General features: G+C 39.8%; 20 protein-coding genes. 5 read left to right on the top strand and 15 right to left on the bottom strand.

Translation table 11 applies throughout. The features are described 5' to 3' along the window. The 14 genes from pth to grpE all read right to left on the bottom strand — a co-directional run. The coding region (gene pth, locus P8M52_RS00465; RefSeq protein ID WP_300305753.1) for an aminoacyl-tRNA hydrolase at nucleotides 1-290 on the bottom strand (290 nt) is incomplete at its 3' end. A 19-nt stretch (nucleotides 291-309) separates the two neighbouring features. Next, the gene (locus tag P8M52_RS00460; RefSeq protein WP_300305751.1) at nucleotides 310-972 is read right to left on the bottom strand and encodes a 50S ribosomal protein L25/general stress protein Ctc; all 663 of its coding nucleotides are present in this window, start codon (nucleotides 970-972) and stop codon (nucleotides 310-312) included. A 116-nt stretch (nucleotides 973-1088) separates the two neighbouring features. After that, entirely contained in the window at nucleotides 1089-2693 is a 1605-nt protein-coding gene (gene ubiB, locus P8M52_RS00455) for a 2-polyprenylphenol 6-hydroxylase (protein ID WP_300305749.1), read from the bottom strand. A 2-nt stretch (nucleotides 2694-2695) separates the two neighbouring features. Then, entirely contained in the window at nucleotides 2696-3208 is a 513-nt protein-coding gene (locus P8M52_RS00450; RefSeq protein ID WP_300305747.1) for an SCP2 sterol-binding domain-containing protein, read from the bottom strand. Nucleotides 3209-3217: 9 nt separating this feature from the next. Further along, nucleotides 3218-3958 carry a bifunctional demethylmenaquinone methyltransferase/2-methoxy-6-polyprenyl-1,4-benzoquinol methylase UbiE gene (gene ubiE, locus P8M52_RS00445; RefSeq protein ID WP_300305745.1) on the bottom strand — a complete coding sequence of 247 codons (741 nt, stop codon included), beginning with the start codon at nucleotides 3956-3958 and terminating at the stop codon, nucleotides 3218-3220. Between the two features lie 5 nt (nucleotides 3959-3963). Then, nucleotides 3964-5100, bottom strand: coding sequence for a citrate synthase (locus P8M52_RS00440; protein ID WP_300305743.1), 1137 nt, complete (start codon nucleotides 5098-5100; stop codon nucleotides 3964-3966). An 18-nt stretch (nucleotides 5101-5118) separates the two neighbouring features. After that, a complete protein-coding gene (gene erpA / locus P8M52_RS00435; protein ID WP_300305741.1) occupies nucleotides 5119-5472 on the bottom strand; it encodes an iron-sulfur cluster insertion protein ErpA in 354 nt (117 codons plus the stop codon). A gap of 15 nt (nucleotides 5473-5487) precedes the next feature. Then, nucleotides 5488-6519, bottom strand: coding sequence for an N-acetyl-gamma-glutamyl-phosphate reductase (gene argC / locus P8M52_RS00430; protein ID WP_300305739.1), 1032 nt, complete (start codon nucleotides 6517-6519; stop codon nucleotides 5488-5490). A 15-nt stretch (nucleotides 6520-6534) separates the two neighbouring features. After that, nucleotides 6535-7896 carry an acetyl-CoA carboxylase biotin carboxylase subunit gene (gene accC / locus P8M52_RS00425; protein ID WP_300305737.1) on the bottom strand — a complete coding sequence of 454 codons (1362 nt, stop codon included), beginning with the start codon at nucleotides 7894-7896 and terminating at the stop codon, nucleotides 6535-6537. Beyond that, a complete protein-coding gene (accB, locus tag P8M52_RS00420) occupies nucleotides 7893-8333 on the bottom strand; it encodes an acetyl-CoA carboxylase biotin carboxyl carrier protein (protein ID WP_300305735.1) in 441 nt (146 codons plus the stop codon). Before accB ends, accC begins: the two co-directional genes overlap by 4 nt. Before the next feature lie 3 nt (nucleotides 8334-8336). Beyond that, a complete protein-coding gene (gene aroQ / locus P8M52_RS00415) occupies nucleotides 8337-8780 on the bottom strand; it encodes a type II 3-dehydroquinate dehydratase (RefSeq protein WP_300305755.1) in 444 nt (147 codons plus the stop codon). Nucleotides 8781-8874: 94 nt separating this feature from the next. Beyond that, nucleotides 8875-11145 (bottom strand): protein-disulfide reductase DsbD, encoded by a 2271-nt coding sequence (dsbD, locus tag P8M52_RS00410; RefSeq protein WP_300305733.1) that lies wholly within the window; start codon nucleotides 11143-11145, stop codon nucleotides 8875-8877. A gap of 142 nt (nucleotides 11146-11287) precedes the next feature. Beyond that, entirely contained in the window at nucleotides 11288-11926 is a 639-nt protein-coding gene (locus P8M52_RS00405; RefSeq protein WP_300305731.1) for an adenylate kinase, read from the bottom strand. A 217-nt stretch (nucleotides 11927-12143) separates the two neighbouring features. After that, nucleotides 12144-12689, bottom strand: a complete 546-nt coding sequence (gene grpE / locus P8M52_RS00400) for a nucleotide exchange factor GrpE (protein WP_300305729.1) — start codon at nucleotides 12687-12689, stop codon at nucleotides 12144-12146. A 96-nt stretch (nucleotides 12690-12785) separates the two neighbouring features. Here grpE and P8M52_RS00395 point away from each other — a divergent pair, with 96 nt between their 5' ends. Together P8M52_RS00395 and recN are read left to right on the top strand one after the other, a co-directional pair. Then, complete coding sequence (locus tag P8M52_RS00395; protein ID WP_300305727.1) at nucleotides 12786-13607, top strand: NAD(+)/NADH kinase; 822 nt, start codon at nucleotides 12786-12788, stop codon at nucleotides 13605-13607. Between the two features lie 13 nt (nucleotides 13608-13620). Continuing rightward, on the top strand, nucleotides 13621-15288 hold the full coding sequence (gene recN, locus P8M52_RS00390) for a DNA repair protein RecN (RefSeq protein WP_300305726.1): 1668 nt from the start codon (nucleotides 13621-13623) through the stop codon (nucleotides 15286-15288). 38 nt (nucleotides 15289-15326) lie between these two features. Here the strand turns inward: recN and P8M52_RS00385 are convergent, their stop codons facing one another. After that, complete coding sequence (locus P8M52_RS00385) at nucleotides 15327-16613, bottom strand: FAD/NAD(P)-binding oxidoreductase (protein WP_300305725.1); 1287 nt, start codon at nucleotides 16611-16613, stop codon at nucleotides 15327-15329. A 176-nt stretch (nucleotides 16614-16789) separates the two neighbouring features. On the opposite strand from P8M52_RS00385, the gene P8M52_RS00380 reads away from it, so the two are divergent. The 3 genes from P8M52_RS00380 to atpE form a co-directional block, all read left to right on the top strand. Further along, nucleotides 16790-17053 (top strand): hypothetical protein, encoded by a 264-nt coding sequence (locus P8M52_RS00380; protein ID WP_300305723.1) that lies wholly within the window; start codon nucleotides 16790-16792, stop codon nucleotides 17051-17053. Next, nucleotides 17035-17898: a F0F1 ATP synthase subunit A gene (atpB, locus tag P8M52_RS00375; protein ID WP_300305721.1), complete on the top strand. Its 864-nt coding sequence runs from the start codon at nucleotides 17035-17037 to the stop codon at nucleotides 17896-17898. Before P8M52_RS00380 ends, atpB begins: the two co-directional genes overlap by 19 nt. A gap of 37 nt (nucleotides 17899-17935) precedes the next feature. Beyond that, on the top strand, nucleotides 17936-18128 hold a 193-nt coding region (gene atpE, locus P8M52_RS00370), incomplete at its 3' end, for a F0F1 ATP synthase subunit C (protein WP_300305720.1).

Below are 18128 nucleotides of genomic sequence, written 5' to 3'. Positions count from 1 at the left end.
TCTAATTCATCATGAATAACTAGAATTTCATCAGCATTAATCTGATAGAATTTTGCCAATGCTTGAATGGATTGACCAGAACGATTCATAAAAGTATTTGGTTTTAATAGACGCACAGGCAATCCGCAGATATTAACTTGTGCAACATCTCCAAAAAACTTTGTTTCTTTTTTGAATGTACTTGAGTATAGATTAGCTAGCGCTTCACAAAACCAAAAGCCAACATTATGACGATGTGACTGATATTCTTTTCCCGGATTGCCAAGGCCAACTATCAGTTTTATTGCCATAATGCCTTATTTAGAGATATTACTCGTCGCCTTCTTCGTTAGCTTTGTCGCCAGCAACTTCAGTCTCTGGTGCGACTGGTGCGTCATCCTCAACTTCGGCCATAATCTTGGCTTCTTGTATAGCTACAACGCTTTGGTCGTGAGCTTCAATATCACCATGGGTAAGTGCCGTTATTGTAACGCCCTTAGGCATGTCTAGACCTGTCAAGCTGATGTGACCACCCATTGCTAAGTCTGTAATATTTACATCAATTGCCGTTGGTAAATCAGCCGGTAAACAAGAAACTTCTACTGAAGTAACAAATTGGTTGACGATAGCACCTAGTCGAACACTTTCGTTATCATCGGCACCAATGAAATGTAATGGAATGCTCGTTACTAGAGCTTGATTCATGTCAATACGCAAGAAGTCAACATGAGTTACGATGTTTTTGGCAGGGTGACGCTGCAAGTCTTTAATAATTACAGCCTCTTTTTTCTTGTCCACCATTAGATCGAGAACTGATGTGTACGATTCTTCGTTTGCTAATAAGTGTGTAATTTCATGAACATCTAATGTGATGTTAGTTGGTGTTTTTCCTGCACCGTAAATAATTGCAGGAACTTTTTCAGCGTGACGTAGGCGGCGGCTCGCACCTTTACCTTGATCTTCACGCACTGTTGCATTGACTGTTAAACTCATGTTTGTACTCCGTAAAATAAAAAAAACACCTTAATATGGGTGTTGCTTGTTAATATATTTTGCGACCAAATATATCAAGGCATTTATTTTACCTTAAATGTTGTTGTTTTGTAGTACTATCTAGATTTTAGCCAAAATGTCAATGCAATAACAGTACTTATACTACCTGCTATCCATAGGGTATTGACCGCAAATACACCGCTTAGAATAAATAACGCCCCTGCAAATATTGCCGAAGTTTGCTTGTTGGCGTTTTCTTTCAACTGTTTAACGATTTGATCGGTTTGTTGAGCGTATAGCTTGTTTATATCTTTCATTTTTGCTAGCTGCTTGAGTGCGTTAATAGTTAGTGATGGCAGTTCAGGAATGTCTCTGAACAATTGTGGCGCATCCTCTTTTAACTTTTCAAAAGTATTTTTCATGCTATATTTCTCTTTCATTAAATCTTCTAAAAATGGTTTTGCAGTAGACCATAAGTCTAGTTGTGGATAGAGCTGTCTGCCAAGACCTTCGATATTGAGCAGCGTCTTGTCTAATAACAATAGTTGTGGTTGTACACTAATATCAAAATTCTTTGCCTCTTGGATCAGATCAAGCAACACCTGTCCAAAAGATATTTCGCCTAGTGGCTTATCAAACATGGGTGCACATATTTTTTGTACAGCTGCTTCGAAAGCTTTTTCATTTGTATTGGAGCCAACCCAACCTGAGTCAATATACACTTGAGCTACTTTTTGGTAATCTTGATTAAAAAACGCGAGGAAAATCTCAGATAAAAAATCTTTGTCCTCTTCCGTAAGTGTTCCCATTATGCCAAAGTCTACACCAATATATTGACCTTCGTCAGAGACGAAGATATTGCCAGGATGCATATCAGCATGGAAAAAGTTATGTTTAAAAACTTGAGTAAAGAAGATAATAACACCCTCTTCTGCCAGGCGTTTCATATCAATATTTTTTGCTTTTAAGGTGGCTATCTCGCCAACAGGTGTGCCGTAAATACGCTCTGTGGTCAAGACATTTACAGCGCTTAAATGATGATGCACCTTGGGCACATAAAGCAAACTAGATTCCTTGAAATTTTTCCTTAGTTTGTCGCAATGCCGGGCTTCAATACGCATATCAAGCTCATCATTGATAATCGCTTCAAATTCTTTAACAATCTCAATAGGATGAATTTTTTTAGATAATGGATGGTTATTAATTAACCTGGCTAGGCTATACATTAATTTGATGTCGCCAGCAATTAATTGTTCAATTTCAGGGCGTACAACTTTAACCACCACTTCCTCTCCGGTAAGGGTGATTGCAGTATGAACTTGAGCAATTGAAGCACTGGCTAGTGGCTGATCATCAAAGTGTGTAAATAGGGCTGAAATTTTATTACCTAGGGCTTTTTCTATAAGTGATTTGGCACTTTGCGTGTCAAATGCAGGGCAGCTGTCTTGGAGTTTTTTTAATTCAAGGCTGATATCAATAGGCAGTAAGTCTGGCCGAGTAGAGAGTGTTTGCCCAAATTTAATATAGATCGGGCCGAGTTCTTCAAGTGCTAAGCGAATCCTTTCGCCTCTTGAGAGGTTCTTCACTGGAAAATAATGCCAAGGTATTAAGTATAAAAAGGGTTTGAAACTTTTTAATAATGGAGTTGATAATATTAATGAATCCAAACGGTAGTGCATCAATACTCGTGAGATTTTTAAAAATCTAAGAAAACTATCCACAATTATTGCTGTTTGTTTTTATACAGCTCAGACACTGTTGGGTTGATCAATAAGTTGCTAAAACCATCTTTTATTACATTTATCGGGCTAGATGAATGTTTAGTAGATTTTTTAAAGTTAGCAGCCACTTTGCCCGCTTCGTGAGCAATGATATCGCCAGTATATCGAGACAGGATTTCTTCTAGGTCAATCTCAATGGATTGCAATAAGTCAACTAGCAATTGAGCAGTTTTAACATCACCGTGAATGGTAATTTGATCTTGTCTAAGTAGCTCAGCCAAGTCTTCGCCTTTGAATAGAGAAAAAAACGCACTAGCTTTTAATTTGATAGCAACATTGCTAGGGCGATCGATATCATTAAGAACAAATATACGGTTGTTGGTGCATAAAAAATTCACGTCTAGAGGTAAGTCTTGTAGTGAAAATCGAACCACTTTTTGGTCTAGTGGTTTTAGATTGATTGAGCCTTTTTCAATCAAGAGATTTAAGGCTTGCTCTAGAACAAAATGTTGCACGAGAGACGCCTAAGCCTTGATGCCTTTGTGCAAGGCCACAATGCCACCAGAAAGGTTATGATATTCACAAAATCCAAATCCGGCATTCAGCACCATGTCTTTTAGTGTTTCCTGATTAGGGTGTTTACGGATAGATTCGGCCAAGTATTGGTAAGAGTTTTTATCATCAGCAATTATTTCACCCAGTTTTGGCATAATATTAAATGAATAAAAATCATAAAATTTTTTAAGAAACTCAGAGTCAGTTGTTGAGAATTCTAAAATTAAGAGGCAGCCACCAGGCTTTAATATTCGATGCATTTCACGTAAAGCTTGGTCTTTGTCAGTCACATTGCGAAGTCCAAAAGCGATCGAAATACAATCAAATGAGTTATCTTTAAATGGTAGGTATTGGGCATTGAGTTGAATAAAATCGACACCAAAAACACCTTGGTTGATCAGGTTTTTGCGACCTTCGCCAAGCATAGCTGCGTTAATATCAGACAAAATAACATGACCAGAATCGCCTACTTTTTTTCGAAATTCTATAGCTAAATCACCAGTTCCGCCTGCAATATCTAGCACTTTGTCCCCAGGCTTGACATTTGAAGACGCTATAGTATAGCGCTTCCACAGGCGATGCGCACCAAATGAAAGCACATCGTTCATCAGATCGTATTTTCCGGCAACCGAGTCAAAAACTCCACGAACCAAGCTTTGCTTGTCTTCGGTAGCTACATCTTTAAATCCAAAGTGCGTTGTATTCTCCATAACTATTATTTTATCGGGTAATCTCTAAAATCACTGCCTGTGTAAATTTGCGTCGGTCGAAAGATTCGATTATGTCCAACCTGTTCATGCCAATGTGCTGCCCAACCAGCGGACCTTGCCATAGCAAAAATTGGCGTAAAGTGCTCTTTTGGAATTTTAAATATTTCAGAGTACAAAATACCCGAATAGAAGTCTACATTTGGATAAACACCCTTTGTGGCCAATAGCTCTTCACATACTCGCTCAACTTCTAGTGCAGTCTCAAAACGTTTCGATAACTTGACATTGTTTTTCTTAATGTAGGACTCTATCATTTCTTGCAGTATTTTGGCTCGAGGGTCTTTTACACTGTATTCACGATGCCCCATTCCCCAGATAACTTGTTTGTTTTTCAAGCGATTTTCAATATAGCCACGAGCATTTTCAGCAGCACCAATTTCATCTAACATTTTTAAGACATCTTCATTGGCCCCTCCATGTAGCGAACCAGCCAACGTTCCAACCGCTGCAGAAATTGAAGCAAACGGATTGGCTAGGGTTGATGCAGTTACCATAGCTGAGAAAGTGCTGGCATTGATAGTGTGCTCGGCGTGTAGAATTAAACAAGCGTCAAATAGTTGAACGATATCATCAGCCGGCTCTTCTCCAAATGACATGTATAAGAAGTTTTTTGCATAAGACATGTTTTTGCTAGGAGGAATTGGATCATATCCTGCACTAATTCTAGCCCACATAGCAACTAAGGTGCTCATATTAGCAATAATTTTGGTCAGTGCACTTTGCGTAAATGCCGAATCAGGGTTTTTAGCGCCTGCATCGGGATAAAAGGTGGCCATAGCAGCAATCGCAGTTTGCAATACATCCATTGGATGGCCACTTGCAGGTAATGCCCACATCATCTCTCTAATATTGCGTTTTACTTCGTAGCGTTTGTGCAGTACACATCTGAAAGTTTCTAGTTCTGTCTCATTCGGCAGTTCCCCATCTCGTAAAAGCATGGCAACCTCTTCGAAAGAGGCATTTTTTGCCAAATCTTCTATAGAGTAGCCTCTATACGCTAAGATGCCGTTTTTTCCATCAATAGATGAAATGGAGGATTCTGTTGCAGGGACGCCTGCCAAGCCAGGAATGTATTCAATCATATTTTCTTTAATTGACTATCAAACTGAGAAAGACGATCCGCAACCACAAGTAGTTTTGGCGTTCGGATTGTGAATAATGAAGCGCGACCCTTGTAAATCTTCAAGGTAGTCTACAGTGGCGCCAATTAAATATTGGTAACTCATTGGATCGACAACCAACTTTACACCGTTTTTCTCAACACCAGAATCGCCTTCTTTATATTCTTCATCAAAGGTAAAGCCATATGAAAATCCTGAGCAACCACCGCCTGTAATATAGACGCGTAACTGTAGATTATCATTCTTTTCTTCTTGGATTAATGCTGATACTTTACTGGCAGCGCTGTCGCTGAAGATAATATCTGCCTCTTCTAATTCTAATGTTTCGGACATAATGTCTCCTATAATTTAAGGCAACAAGCCAATTGATGTCAAGCCTGATTTTTCATCTAAACCAAACATAATATTCATGTTTTGAATGGCTTGACCAGAAGCGCCCTTGACTAAATTATCAATAACAGATGTTATGACTAGCTTGCCACCAAAGGCTTTTTGCGCAGCAATTTGACAGAAATTACTTGATTTAACGTTACGCGTTGCAGGCACAATACCAGCATCAAGAACTGTCACAAAATTCTCGTCCTTATAAGCATCTTCAAGGATTGATTGTACATCAACATCAGCATTCAATAAGTCTACATAAATTGTGGACTCCATGCCGCGAATCATTGGAACCAGATGCGGGACAAAAGTTAAGCCAATGGATTTTCCGTTTGCTAATAAAGATAGCTCTTGTTTGATTTCAGGATAATGGCGATGACCACTCACACCATACGCCTTAACAGACTCGCTGGTTTCACATAATAACATTGCTTGGTTTGCGCCACGACCTGCACCACTGACACCTGTTTTAGAGTCTACAATAATGTTTGACAAGTCAATTAAATCGTTTTCAATTAAGGGTTTAAGCGCTAATAAAACAGTTGTTGGAAAACAGCCAGGGTTGCCAATTAATTGCGCCTTTTTAATTTGTTCACGATTAATTTCAGACAGTCCGTAGACTGATGATTCAAGCAATTCTTCTTGAAAGTTTTCTAGGCCGTACCATTGCGCATACTCATCTTTGTCACGCAAGCGAAAGTCTGGACCTAAATCGATTACCTTGATACCCTTTTCAATGAATTTTCCAGCGGTTTTCATGGCTACACCATGAGGTGTTGCAAAAAAGACTACATCACACTCATCCAGGATTGCGTCATCAGGTGCAGTAAACGCCAATTCTGTTCGCCCTGCTAGAGATGGAAAAAATTTGCTAACTAGCTGTCCTGCTTCCGAACGAGAGCTGATAGCAATTACTTCTACACTTTCATGATTGTGAAGTAATCTAAGTAACTCAACACCAGTATATCCAGTGCCGCCAATAATGCCTGCTTTAATCATATTTTTTAATTTTTTTTAGTGTGATTCACCTAGCATTTTTTCAAGATAGTGAATGTTGACGCCGCCTTCTTGAAACCCTTCGTCTTCCATGATGCGGGCTTGAAGAGGGATGTTGGTTTTTATACCGTCAATAACCATCTCACTTAAAGCGTTTTGCATTTTGATAATTGCCCCAAGACGTGTATCAGAATGGGTGATAAGTTTACCAATCATAGAATCATAATGAGGAGGTACTGTATAGCCGTTATAAATATGTGAGTCAACACGAACTCCTAAACCGCCAGCAACATGATATTGTGTAATTTTTCCTGGAGAGGGCATAAAGTTATTAGGATCTTCGGCATTGATACGACACTCAACTGCACAACCCTTGATCACTACATCGTCTTGAGTTAACGACAATTCTTGGCCGTCTGCAATTAAAATTTGTTCACGGACAATGTCAATACCAGTAATCATTTCGGTTACAGTATGCTCTACTTGGACACGCGTGTTCATTTCAATAAAATAAAATTCGTCATTTTCAAACAAGAATTCGAATGTACCTGCACCTCGGTAGTTGATCGCCTGACAGGCTTTAGCGCAAATAGAGCCAATTTTATTGCGTAGCTCTGGCTTGATTCCTGGTGCCGGCGCCTCTTCCACTACTTTTTGGTGGCGGCGTTGCATAGAGCAATCGCGTTCGCCTAGATGGACCGCATTACCGTGTTCATCCGCTAAAACTTGAACTTCAACATGACGAGGCGTAGTTAAGAATTTTTCCATGTAGACTTCTGGATTTCCAAAGAAACTTTGAGCTTCAGTTTTTGTAAGTTCAATTGAGTTTAGCAAGTCATCTTCATTTTCGACCACACGCATACCACGCCCACCACCACCACCAGATGCTTTAATAATAATTGGCAAGCCAATGTTTCGAGCAAGTTCCATATTTTTAATTGGATTTTCGTCTAAACCGCCATCTGAACCAGGAACACAAGGGACGTCTGATTTTTGCATAGCTTCAATAGCGGCAACTTTGTCACCCATAACTCGTATATTTTCAGCTCTAGGTCCAATAAAAATGAAACCGCTTTCTTCAACTCGCTGTGCGAAATCAGCGTTTTCAGATAAGAATCCATAGCCTGGATGAATGGCATCTGCATGTGTAACCTCAGCGGCAGCAATAAGCGCAGGAACATTAAGGTAGCTATCGGTTGATGGGTGGGGGCCGATACAAACCGCTTCATCTGCTAAGCGTACGTGCTTAAGATCTTTATCTGCTGTAGAGTAAACTGCAACAGTCTTAATGCCAAGCTCTTTACAAGCTCTTAAAATTCTAAGCGCAATTTCGCCACGATTGGCAATTAGAACTTTTTGAATTTTATTTAGTGTACTCATTGAATCACAACAAGTGTTTGGCCAAATTCAACCGCCTCACCATCTTTACACAAGATTTCAGTTACTGTGCCTGATTGATCGGCTTCAATTTGATTCATAATTTTCATGGCTTCGACGATGCAAATTGTATCGCCTTGATTAACATGCTGTCCAATTGACACAAACGCATCAGAAGTTGGCGATGGCGAACCGTAGAAAGTGCCAACCATCGGAGAGGTGATTGGATGGCCGTTAACTGTTACTGGTGTTTCGGCGGCTGTTGGCTCGGCAACAACAGGTGCTGCAACAACAGGCGCGGCCATTGCTACAGGTGCAGCTATAGGTGCGTCACCATAACGAGAAATGCGAACTGACTCTTTATCTTCAACAATTTCTATTTCAGCCATTCCAGATTGTTCTAGTAATTCCATGAGTTTTTTTACTTTACGAATATCCATTATCTACCCCTTTGATTTAATGTATTTAATTGCAGCACTAAGAGCGAATTCATAGCCCTGAGCGCCAAAGCCAGAGATGACCCCTTGTGCAATGTCTGAAAAATAAGATTGCTTACGAAAGTCCTCACGCTTATAAACGTTGGACAAGTGTATTTCTGTAAACTCAATGTCAACCGCTAGTATTGCGTCGCGCAAAGCTACCGAAGTATGCGTGAATGCTGCAGGATTGATAATAATATATTTTGTTGAATTGGCGTTTGCTGAATGAATTTTGTCAATCAGTCCTGCTTCAGAATTATCCTGATGATGCTCTAAACTTAACCCTGCATCGGCAGCTAGTTGGGTTAGATTGCTAACAATACCATCTAATGTCTGGACGCCATAATGTCCTGGCTCACGAGCACCAAGCATATTCAGATTTGGACCATTTAGCAACAAGATATCCATAACACCAGCAACAAGTTTAAATAAAGAAGATTTTACCACCAACATCATGCATGTTAGTAGGATTTCATCAGCTTTTAGACGCTAAGTTTTATAATTATTTGATATTATTTAAATGCTCTAAAAAACCCTGAGCGTTAATTTCTCCAACGATACGCTGGGAGCGATGCTCAATTTTATCCTTAAAAAACAAGATTGCTGGTGGGCCAATAATATTAAATTTGGCCATTAGCGCTTTATCGATAGCATCGTTGTTAGTGACATCGGCCTGTAGGGCTATGACATTTTTCATGGTATTAACAACGACAAGGTCGGAGAATACAAAACGCTCTAACTCTTTACATGAGATGCACCAATCAGCATAAAAATCTAACATGACAATTTGCTGATTGTTTTGCGCTTGAGCTAAAGCTTGATCTAGATCGCTAACACTTTTAATTTTTTTGAATTGTACGTGAGCTTGGGCCGTTTGGGCAGTAGACGCTCCCCAGCCAGATAATGGTGCTAACATGTCGCCACCACCACGAGCTACCAACCCCCAAAGCAAAACACCATAAAACATGATTAATAATCCAATCGCCTTAAAGATGCGTGTCCAAGCGCTTGGCGTATCTGAAAGTTTGTTGAGCACGCCCATGGCAATTGGAGCAACGCTAAAAATTGTTGCCCAAAGTATAAGAGAGGCAATGGTTGGAATGATGCGATCAAGAAGCCAAACAGCAACTGCAAGCATCAGCACGCCAAAAACTTGCTTTACTTTGTCCATCCAGCCGCCAGCACGTGGTAATTTAGATACACCAGCTCCAACTAGAATCAGTGGCACACCCATGCCCAGACTCATTACAAATAATGACAAACCGCCTAATAGCGCATCGCCTGTTTGACCAATATAAATCAGTGCGCCAGCGAGAGGTGGCGCTACACATGGGCCAACGATTAGTGCTGATAAAAAACCCATAATCGCAACGCCAAATAAATGACCACCCTCTTGATTATTGCAAAGACAAGTAATTTTATTTTGTAAGCTAGCCGGGAGTTGAATATCATAATAACCAAACATAGAAAAAGCCAAAGCCACAAATATCAAGCTAAAGGCAACCAGCACCCAAGGTGTTTGGAAAAGTACTTGCAGGTTTTCCCCAAAATAGCCGGCTAAGACGCCTGCTATTGAGTAAGTGACACTCATTGCCAATACAAATACAATTGACATAATTAAGGCTTTTCGAGTTGTAACTTCACCTTTGTGACCAACAATAATGCCTGACAATATTGGAATCATTGGAAAGACGCAAGGCGTTAACGATAACAACAGGCCAAAACCAAAGAAGCTTGCCAACACCCAAAAAATATTGTCTTGTTGTAGCAGTGCGGCAATCTTATCTGTTTCGTTTAACACGGCTACTGGTTCATCGACTGGCATAGCTATTTTTGTAGAGGTCGATCTATCATTAGTTGGATTAATGACACTGTCTACTTTCTCCTTAAGCAGTGGCTTTGGTGTAGTGTCTTGAATTGGCAAGATTAAATCAATATTTTTTTCTTGTGGTGGATAGCAAATGCCACCTGACCAGCAACCTTGGTACTTTGCGATAAAGCTAATATTCTGAGTCTTGATATTGCGTAGAGGCACTTCAAGCTCTAGTTTGCCTTTGTGGGTTTGCACCTTTCCAAACAAAGGATCATCCTTAATTTTCCCTTTGGGGAAATTGATATCGCCAAACTCAGCACCTTTAACGTCAATAAAGAATTTATCGTGATATAAATAATACTCTGGATGAATATCCCAGGCAATTAATAGCGTATTTGCATCTAACACGCTTGCTGAAAATGCGAATGCTTCGTCAGCCGGTAAAGGTTCATCGGATATGGGTGTAATTTTATCAACAACAGATAGGGCACCTTTTTTAGCCTGTGAGAACATGTCAAGCGCATTGTCAACCAAAGAAGGCCTTTGCATTGCGCTAATATCTAGTGTAACCGTTTTAGTTATCGGTGGGTAGCATACACCTAGATCGGCACACCCTTGAAAGGTAACATTAAGCAACAAGGATTTTGCATCACCCTCAAGCACAGGAATTTTGACTGTTACCGTGTTTCTATAAACGCCAATTTTGCCAAAAAACTCATCGTTTTTTATTTTAGCTGGTGGAAACTTGGCAACGCCGAGTTGTGTTGAATAATCACTAGAGATTTTTATCTTTTCTTTATAAAGGTAATAACCTTGAGCTACATCCCAATTAAGCACAATTTCTTCATTAACAACTTTTGCCTTGAAGGCAAAAGCTTGGTCTGCTGGTAACAACTCCCCTTGAGCTTGGGACAGTGTAGATAGTATTAGTAAAAAGAAAGGCAGTAAAAAGCGCTTCATGAATCTCTCCTCAGAATTAGTAAGAGAATTATAAGTCATGTCTTGCAGTATGACAAACATAAAAAAACCCCGGGCGCTTCCACGCTCGGGGTTTTTGTTTATTTGAGTTGCTTGCTTAGCTTAGCAAGCAGATTGCAAATAATTAGCCAATTTTCGCTGTAATTGCATCAATCACTGCTTGCGAAGAAGTTGCATCTACAGAAAGTAATAAATCTTCTTCTTTGTAAAAGCCTACTAAAGGAGCAGTTTGATCGTTGTATACATTTAGACGATTACTGATAGCTTCTTCAGTTTCGTCTTCACGTTGTACTGCAGCGCCACCACATTTGTCACAAACACCTTCAACCTTAGTTGGATTAGACTTGGTATTGTAGATTGCGCCACAACCTTCACAAGTGCGGCGTGTTGTCAAACGATCAAGGATTACTTCACGAGGAACGTCGATTTCAACAGCAGCATCAAGCTTTTCACCCATTTTTTCAAGGAGTGCTTTTAATGCTTCAGCTTGTGGAATTGTGCGCGGAAAGCCGTCTAATAAGTAGCCAGATTTGCAATCGTCCTCTTTAAGACGCTCTTCCATGATGCCCATGATTAAATCATCAGATACCAAGTCACCTGCTTTCATTGCTGCTTGTGCTTGCTTGCCTAGTTCAGTACCCGCTGCAACAGCGCCACGTAAAATATCGCCAGTAGAGATTTGAACCGAACCGTCAAGTTTGGTTAGTAATTTTGCAACGGTACCTTTGCCAGCACCTGGAGCGCCTAAAAGAATTAATTTCATAATGTTTCCTTGGAAGTGATTAATAAAAAATTTAGACCCATGGTTTTAATGGTTTAAGGCCAAAATTGAGCAAAAATTATATCATAGAGATATAATTTTTTCAATCTTAGCATAATTAGTCAGTACGCTGAAAAATCCAAATTTTTTCGTATTGTTATTTGCTAAATTAGATTGACAAAAGGTTATTATCTCCGAACTATATTTGTTTGGTGGTTTTTTATTGAACCACAACCACCATTGCAGGGCGTACTAATCGTCCATTTAAAGTGAAGCCATGTTGTACAACTTCTAATACCGAGCTGGATTCTTTATCTGGCATTGGCACCATGGTTACCGCTTCATGAAACTCTGGATTAAACACTTCACCTGTAGGGTCTAGTAGCTCAACGCCAAATTTTTCCAAAGTAGAAATAAACACTTTGTCAGTCATTTCAAGCCCTTCAGTAATGCTTTCCACTGAGGCGTTATCATCAGTGGCAGTTTTAATTCCCATAGTAAGAGAGTCTTTAACCTCAAGCAATGCTTTAACAAACCCATCAAGCGCAAACTTGTGTGCATTTTCCAAATCTTTAGCATTGCGACGCTTAAGGTTTTCCATTTCTGCTTGTGCACGCACCACTTTATCCCAATTATCCTTTGCAGACTGTTGAGCCTCTTCTAATTGCGCCTGCAAGTCATCTTCTGGTGTTTCTTGTGTAGTAGTATCTACGTTTTCGTCTTCAACTTTTTCAATGGTTTCTTCTTGGTCTTGCTTTTTTGTCATTTTGTTGTCCAATTAATGTATATTTGTAGCTAAATATTAGTCAGTTATATGGTGGCTATTTTAAATAATTCAAGCGCTATTTTTGAGATAAATTTTATGTTTAATACCATTGGCATCATCAGTAAGCCTTTCGACCCTGTGAGCAAAGGCACAGCAGATGAGTTACGCATATTTTTGAAGACACAAGGTGTTGGTGTGGTTGAAGGTAACGCCTTAATTGCCGACCAAGCAGATTTAATTATCGTGGTAGGCGGTGATGGTTCGTTACTAAATACTGCGCGAACTTTTGTTGATAATAACATTCCAATTTTGGGTATTAATCTTGGCCGTTTAGGTTTTTTAGCAGATGTTTCGGTTGGACATATGTTTGATATCGTTTCTCAAGTGTTAGCGGGTAAATTTACCAAAGAGGATCGTTGCTTGTTATCCTGTCAAGTAGAGCAAGATGGCCGGGTTGTACATCAAAGTGCTGCATTAAATGATGCGGTGATTAATCGTCAAGACGCACTCAAGATGATCGAATTTGATGTTTATATTGACGATAAGTTTGTTAACAACCAAAGAGCCGATGGGTTAATTATTACCACGCCTACAGGGTCTACCGCATATGCACTATCAAGCGGTGGTCCAATTATGCATCCAGGCGTTAATGCTATTGGGATTGTGTCAATTTGCCCACATACAATGAGTCATCGACCACTATTAGTGCCAGGTGGTAGTGAAGTGGTTGTGCGCGTTAAAGATGCTAGTGAAGGTGTGAGTGTACATATTGATGGACAAGAGTCGTTCCCAATTCTGCCAGACCAGGAAATTCGAGTACGACAGCATGGCAGTTTTGTGCATCTGCTGCATCCACAAGACTACGATTATTTTGAGATTATTCGCTCAAAATTACATTGGGGATCGAAGCTCTCATAAGCGGTTATTAAGTATGTTATCGCAGTTATCTGTAAAGAATTTGGCCGTTGTTGAACAACTAGACTTGTCTTTTGATTCAGGAATGAGCGCCGTTACAGGCGAAACCGGCTCAGGAAAATCGATCTTGCTACAAGCACTTAGCTTGGCATTAGGTGCCCGTGCTGATTCAAACTTGGTTCGCCATGGAAAAAACAAAGCGGATATCAGTGCAGCTTTTATTGTTGATCAAAATCAACAAGTTCAGTCATTTTTAGCAAGTCATTCGCTGGAAGATGACGGCGAGTGTATTTTGCGCCGCGTATTTACCAGTGATGGTCGATCTAAAGCTTTTATCAATGGTAGCAGCGTACCCTTATCGATTGTACGCAAAATAGGGGATTTGTTGATCGATATGCATGGGCAAAACGAGCATCAATTATTATTACGCCCCGATCAACAATTATTTGTATTAGATGGATTTGCACAATTAGAGAGTGACAAGGCCCAACTCAACAGGATTGTTAGAGAACACAAAGAGCTTGATGAAAAGATTAATCAGTTGTTGAATAATCAGGATATTATCGAGCAACAACAAGCGCTTTACTCACACCAGCTAGAAGAACTTAATGACGCAATGTTGAGTCAAGGCGAGCTTGATACCATCGAGTCTGATTTTAAAATTAGTGCAAATGTACAATCGATTACCGAAAAAACCGCAAATGTTCTAAATCAATTAGAACAAGATTCAGGGGTCAATGCGCAACTGTTGTCGTTAAGCTCAACGTTATCCGATGCACTTGAAATGGATGATAAACTGCAAACAGGATTTGAGCTGATTAACTCAGCCCAAGTGCAGACTCAAGAGGCAATCTATGAGCTGACGCAATATCTTAGTAAACTCTCAGTTAGCGACCAAAGCGCGCAAGAAATGGAAGAGCGGATTTCTGAATTGTATGTTTTAGGTAGAAAGCATAATTGCCCAATTCAAAGCTTATTAAATGTGCGCGACCAACTAACAGCAAAACTTGAAGAAATTGGCGGCGGTTCAACCTCCATTGAGGAAATGCGTTTACAGTTAGATTTGATTGATAAGCGTTATCAGTCTAATGCGCAAGCTTTGTCTGTAGCCAGATCAAAAAAAGCAAAAGAATTATCATTATTGGTAACCGAAGCCATGCAAGTGTTAGGTATGCCGGGCAGTGAGTATAAGGTTGGACTTAATGCGAAAATTAAGGGTGTGCATCTTGGCGGTAACGAAAGCGTTGAATTTTTAGTGAAAACCAATATGGGTCAAGATTTTAAGCCGCTTAAAAAAGTCGCCTCCGGTGGCGAGTTGTCACGTATCTCCTTGGCAATTTCCGTAGTTGGTAGCGATAGTGAATATACACCTACCTTAATTTTTGATGAAGTGGATGTAGGTATTAGTGGCGCGGTAGCAGAAGTAGTCGGCAAAAAACTACAAGACCTGTCAAAGAATTATCAAATTATTTGTATCACGCATTTGGCGCAAGTAGCTGCCTTTGGTCATCAGCATCTGCAAGTGAGCAAGTGTCAGCAGGGCGACACTGTGCAGACAACTGTGCAACAGCTATCAGAGGCACAACGAGTCGAAGAAGTAGCTCGAATTTTAGGCGGCGCCACTATTACTGACAAAGCTAGATTGGCAGCAGAAGAGATGATATCTGGGAGCCAGGCCAGTTAGCGCATCCAACAAAGTCACTTTCGTGAATTTTTTAATCCTTATTTTTTCTTTAAGCGCTCAATGCCTAACATCTTAAAAATGTATTTTTGATAGGCGGGCTCTGAGTTTCCAGTTTTCATATTACGAATAAAGAACTTTTCAAAAGCTATCTTTGCCAAGTGCATCATTTTACCCTTCTTGGCCCAAGTAACATTACGTGGTGGAATTTGCGGCATGGCAACAAAAGCCGCCCCGGTATCACCCATATCGGCAATACATACGGCGTTCCAGGTTGGGATGTGTGATGGCACCTTACCGCCAATCATATCTTCAATGTTGTGAACAACGGCAGTTACCATTGATTCAATCATGTAGCCTGTTTTTGGCGTTCCACACATTACCGGCGTCGATTCAACTGGCGGAATCGCAATATTAACCCCGACTGAAAAGATATTGTCTTTAACAGGAGATTGTTGATAATCGTTGATCATAACAAATCCACGAGGGTTGACGTATCCCGCATCTACTTCGGCTAACTTGGCCACAGTATCAACACCTTTAAAGGCTGGTAGCATCATAGTAAGCTTGGTTGCCACTTCGTGTGTTTTGATCGTATTGCCTTCATCGTTAACTTCATCTACAGTAACTGTGTCTGCAGTAACCAATACAACTTTTGAATTGGTAATCCATTTAATATGACGTTGTCTGAATTCTGACTCTAGCAAACCTTTTGAGTCACCAACACCGCCCAGGCCTAAATGACCAATATAAGGCTCTGCGGTGATAAACGTTATTGGGCATTTATCACGAATACCGCGTTTTTTAAGATCCGTATCCATAATGGTGGCAAATTCATACGCTGGCCCAAAGCACGATGCGCCTTGTACCGCACCAACAACAATTGGCCCGCCGCCATTATTACAAAAAACCTCCCATTCACTAGAGGCAATTTTTGCATGCGCAGTTGTACAGATAGAGATGCTATGACCCTTAGGGCCCAGTCCTGGCACTTCATCAAAGGCAAGTTTTGGTCCTGTAGCCAGTACTAGGTAATCATAATCAACAGTTTGATTACCAACCATGACCTGATTAACATTAGGTTTAATTTCAGTCGCTTCGCCAACAATAAAGTTAATATCTTTATGTTTAAGATGAGGCGCCAATTCAAAACTAATGTCATCCTCGCGTCTCCAGCCGACAGCAAGCCAAGGGTTGGAAGGGATAAAGTTAAAATTTGGGTTGTTAGAAATAACAGTAACTTTATGCTCTGTGCCTAAAGTTTTTTTAATATCATAAGCAAAAGGCAACCCGCCTGTACTTGCCCCAATAACAACAACATGCGCCATGGCAACTCTCCTCAGTAGTTTAGTTCAAAACGCGACTATTATTTAGATTAACAATATGTTTGTCAAGTTCATAATGTATACATAATAAATATGTACAAAGAGATATAAAAAAATAGTGCAAAAGATATAGATATGTTTAAAAAAAATTATTTATATCGTATATAATACTCAGATCTATGGATATAGTAATCGGCGCCTTGATTTCAATTGTTAATCAAGGACTGCTTTATTGGCGGATGCGCCAACTTGAATACAAAAATATTATAAACCCTAAACAAGTGGTTAACTTGGCTAGAGTTTCTTTAATAGAAAGGCTTGTATTGATTGGCATATTGTTAGTATTTACTATGCAAAGATTTGATCCATTGAGTGTTATTTTAAGTTTTTTTATTATTAATTTAGGTTTTGCTTTTTACAAACAATGTCAGTTGAAACGATAACATCTTCAGAATATATTAAGCACCATCTACAGAACCTGACTTATGGTCAAGTAGATGGTCAGTGGGGCTTTGCGCATACAGCAGAGCAAGCAGCAAGCATGGGCTTTTGGTCGTTGAACGTAGACTCTATGTTTTGGTCTTTAGTTACTGGACTGGTGTTTTATTTTGTTTTCCGTTCTGCGGGTAAAAAAGCAACCACAGGCGTTCCTACGGGATTTCAAAACTTTATTGAAATGGTAATTGAATTTATTGATTTCAGTGTTCGTGATTCTTTTAAACATAAGAATAAATTGGTTGCACCAATGGCATTAACTATATTTGCCTGGATATTCCTAATGAATTTTATGGATCTTATTGCAGTTGATTGGTTGCCACAACTAGCTGCAGTTACGGTTGGAGCAATGGGTGGAGATCCACACGCAGCATTCTTTAAAGTGGTGCCATCAACAGATCCAAACATTACATTTGGCATGGCGCTCTCTATATTTATATTAATTTTGTATTACAGCATAAAACATAAGGGCCTTGGAGGCTTTCTATCAGAATTGTTGTTCCATCCTTTTGGCAAGTGGCTACTACCAGCAAACTTATTGCTTGAGGGTGTTGCATTGATTTCTAAGCCTATTTCATTGGCGTTACGATTATTTGGTAATATGTATGCGGGTGAAATTATATTCATTCTAATTGCTATTATGTACAGCGTCGGTATCGGATTTGGTGCGTTTGGTGGCTTGCTACAAGTTGGCTGGGCGTTATTCCATATCTTGATTATCACACTACAAGCATTTATCTTTATGACACTAACAATTGTGTATATGGATATGGCACATGACAAAGAACACTAGTTTATAATTTTTTTATTTAAATCACAGGAGAAGTAAAATGGTAATGGAAAGCGCAATTTTATATGTTGCAGGAAGCATCATGATGGGTATGGGTGCACTAGGTGCGGCGATTGGTATTGGTCTATTAGGTGCTAAAGTACTAGAGGGCGCAGCACGTCAACCAGAGCTAATCCCAATGTTAAGAACACAGTTCTTTATTTTCATGGGTCTTGTAGATGCGGTGCCAATGA

It is taken from the genome of Candidatus Thioglobus sp. (genome assembly GCF_029243085.1).
Classification (GTDB): Bacteria; Pseudomonadota; Gammaproteobacteria; order PS1; family Pseudothioglobaceae; genus Thioglobus_A.
The sequence above is the reverse complement of the archived record's forward strand: the minus strand, read 5'-3'. Positions and strand labels throughout refer to the sequence as shown.

Coding starts and splice junctions, on each gene's coding strand:
- aroQ (WP_300305755.1), bottom strand. CDS start 8,780: ATGGATATCTTGTTGCTAAATGGTCCAAATCTGAATATGCTTGGTGCT.
- accC (WP_300305737.1), bottom strand. CDS start 7,896: ATGAGTACACTAAATAAAATTCAAAAAGTTCTAATTGCCAATCGTGGC.
- P8M52_RS00440 (WP_300305743.1), bottom strand. CDS start 5,100: ATGATTGAATACATTCCTGGCTTGGCAGGCGTCCCTGCAACAGAATCC.
- argC (WP_300305739.1), bottom strand. CDS start 6,519: ATGATTAAAGCAGGCATTATTGGCGGCACTGGATATACTGGTGTTGAG.
- P8M52_RS00385 (WP_300305725.1), bottom strand. CDS start 16,613: ATGGCGCATGTTGTTGTTATTGGGGCAAGTACAGGCGGGTTGCCTTTT.
- grpE (WP_300305729.1), bottom strand. CDS start 12,689: ATGACAAAAAAGCAAGACCAAGAAGAAACCATTGAAAAAGTTGAAGAC.
- P8M52_RS00395 (WP_300305727.1), top strand. CDS start 12,786: ATGTTTAATACCATTGGCATCATCAGTAAGCCTTTCGACCCTGTGAGC.
- P8M52_RS00405 (WP_300305731.1), bottom strand. CDS start 11,926: ATGAAATTAATTCTTTTAGGCGCTCCAGGTGCTGGCAAAGGTACCGTT.
- recN (WP_300305726.1), top strand. CDS start 13,621: ATGTTATCGCAGTTATCTGTAAAGAATTTGGCCGTTGTTGAACAACTA.
- erpA (WP_300305741.1), bottom strand. CDS start 5,472: ATGTCCGAAACATTAGAATTAGAAGAGGCAGATATTATCTTCAGCGAC.
- ubiE (WP_300305745.1), bottom strand. CDS start 3,958: ATGGAGAATACAACGCACTTTGGATTTAAAGATGTAGCTACCGAAGAC.
- dsbD (WP_300305733.1), bottom strand. CDS start 11,145: ATGAAGCGCTTTTTACTGCCTTTCTTTTTACTAATACTATCTACACTG.
- accB (WP_300305735.1), bottom strand. CDS start 8,333: ATGGATATTCGTAAAGTAAAAAAACTCATGGAATTACTAGAACAATCT.
- P8M52_RS00460 (WP_300305751.1), bottom strand. CDS start 972: ATGAGTTTAACAGTCAATGCAACAGTGCGTGAAGATCAAGGTAAAGGT.
- atpB (WP_300305721.1), top strand. CDS start 17,035: ATGTCAGTTGAAACGATAACATCTTCAGAATATATTAAGCACCATCTA.
- P8M52_RS00380 (WP_300305723.1), top strand. CDS start 16,790: ATGGATATAGTAATCGGCGCCTTGATTTCAATTGTTAATCAAGGACTG.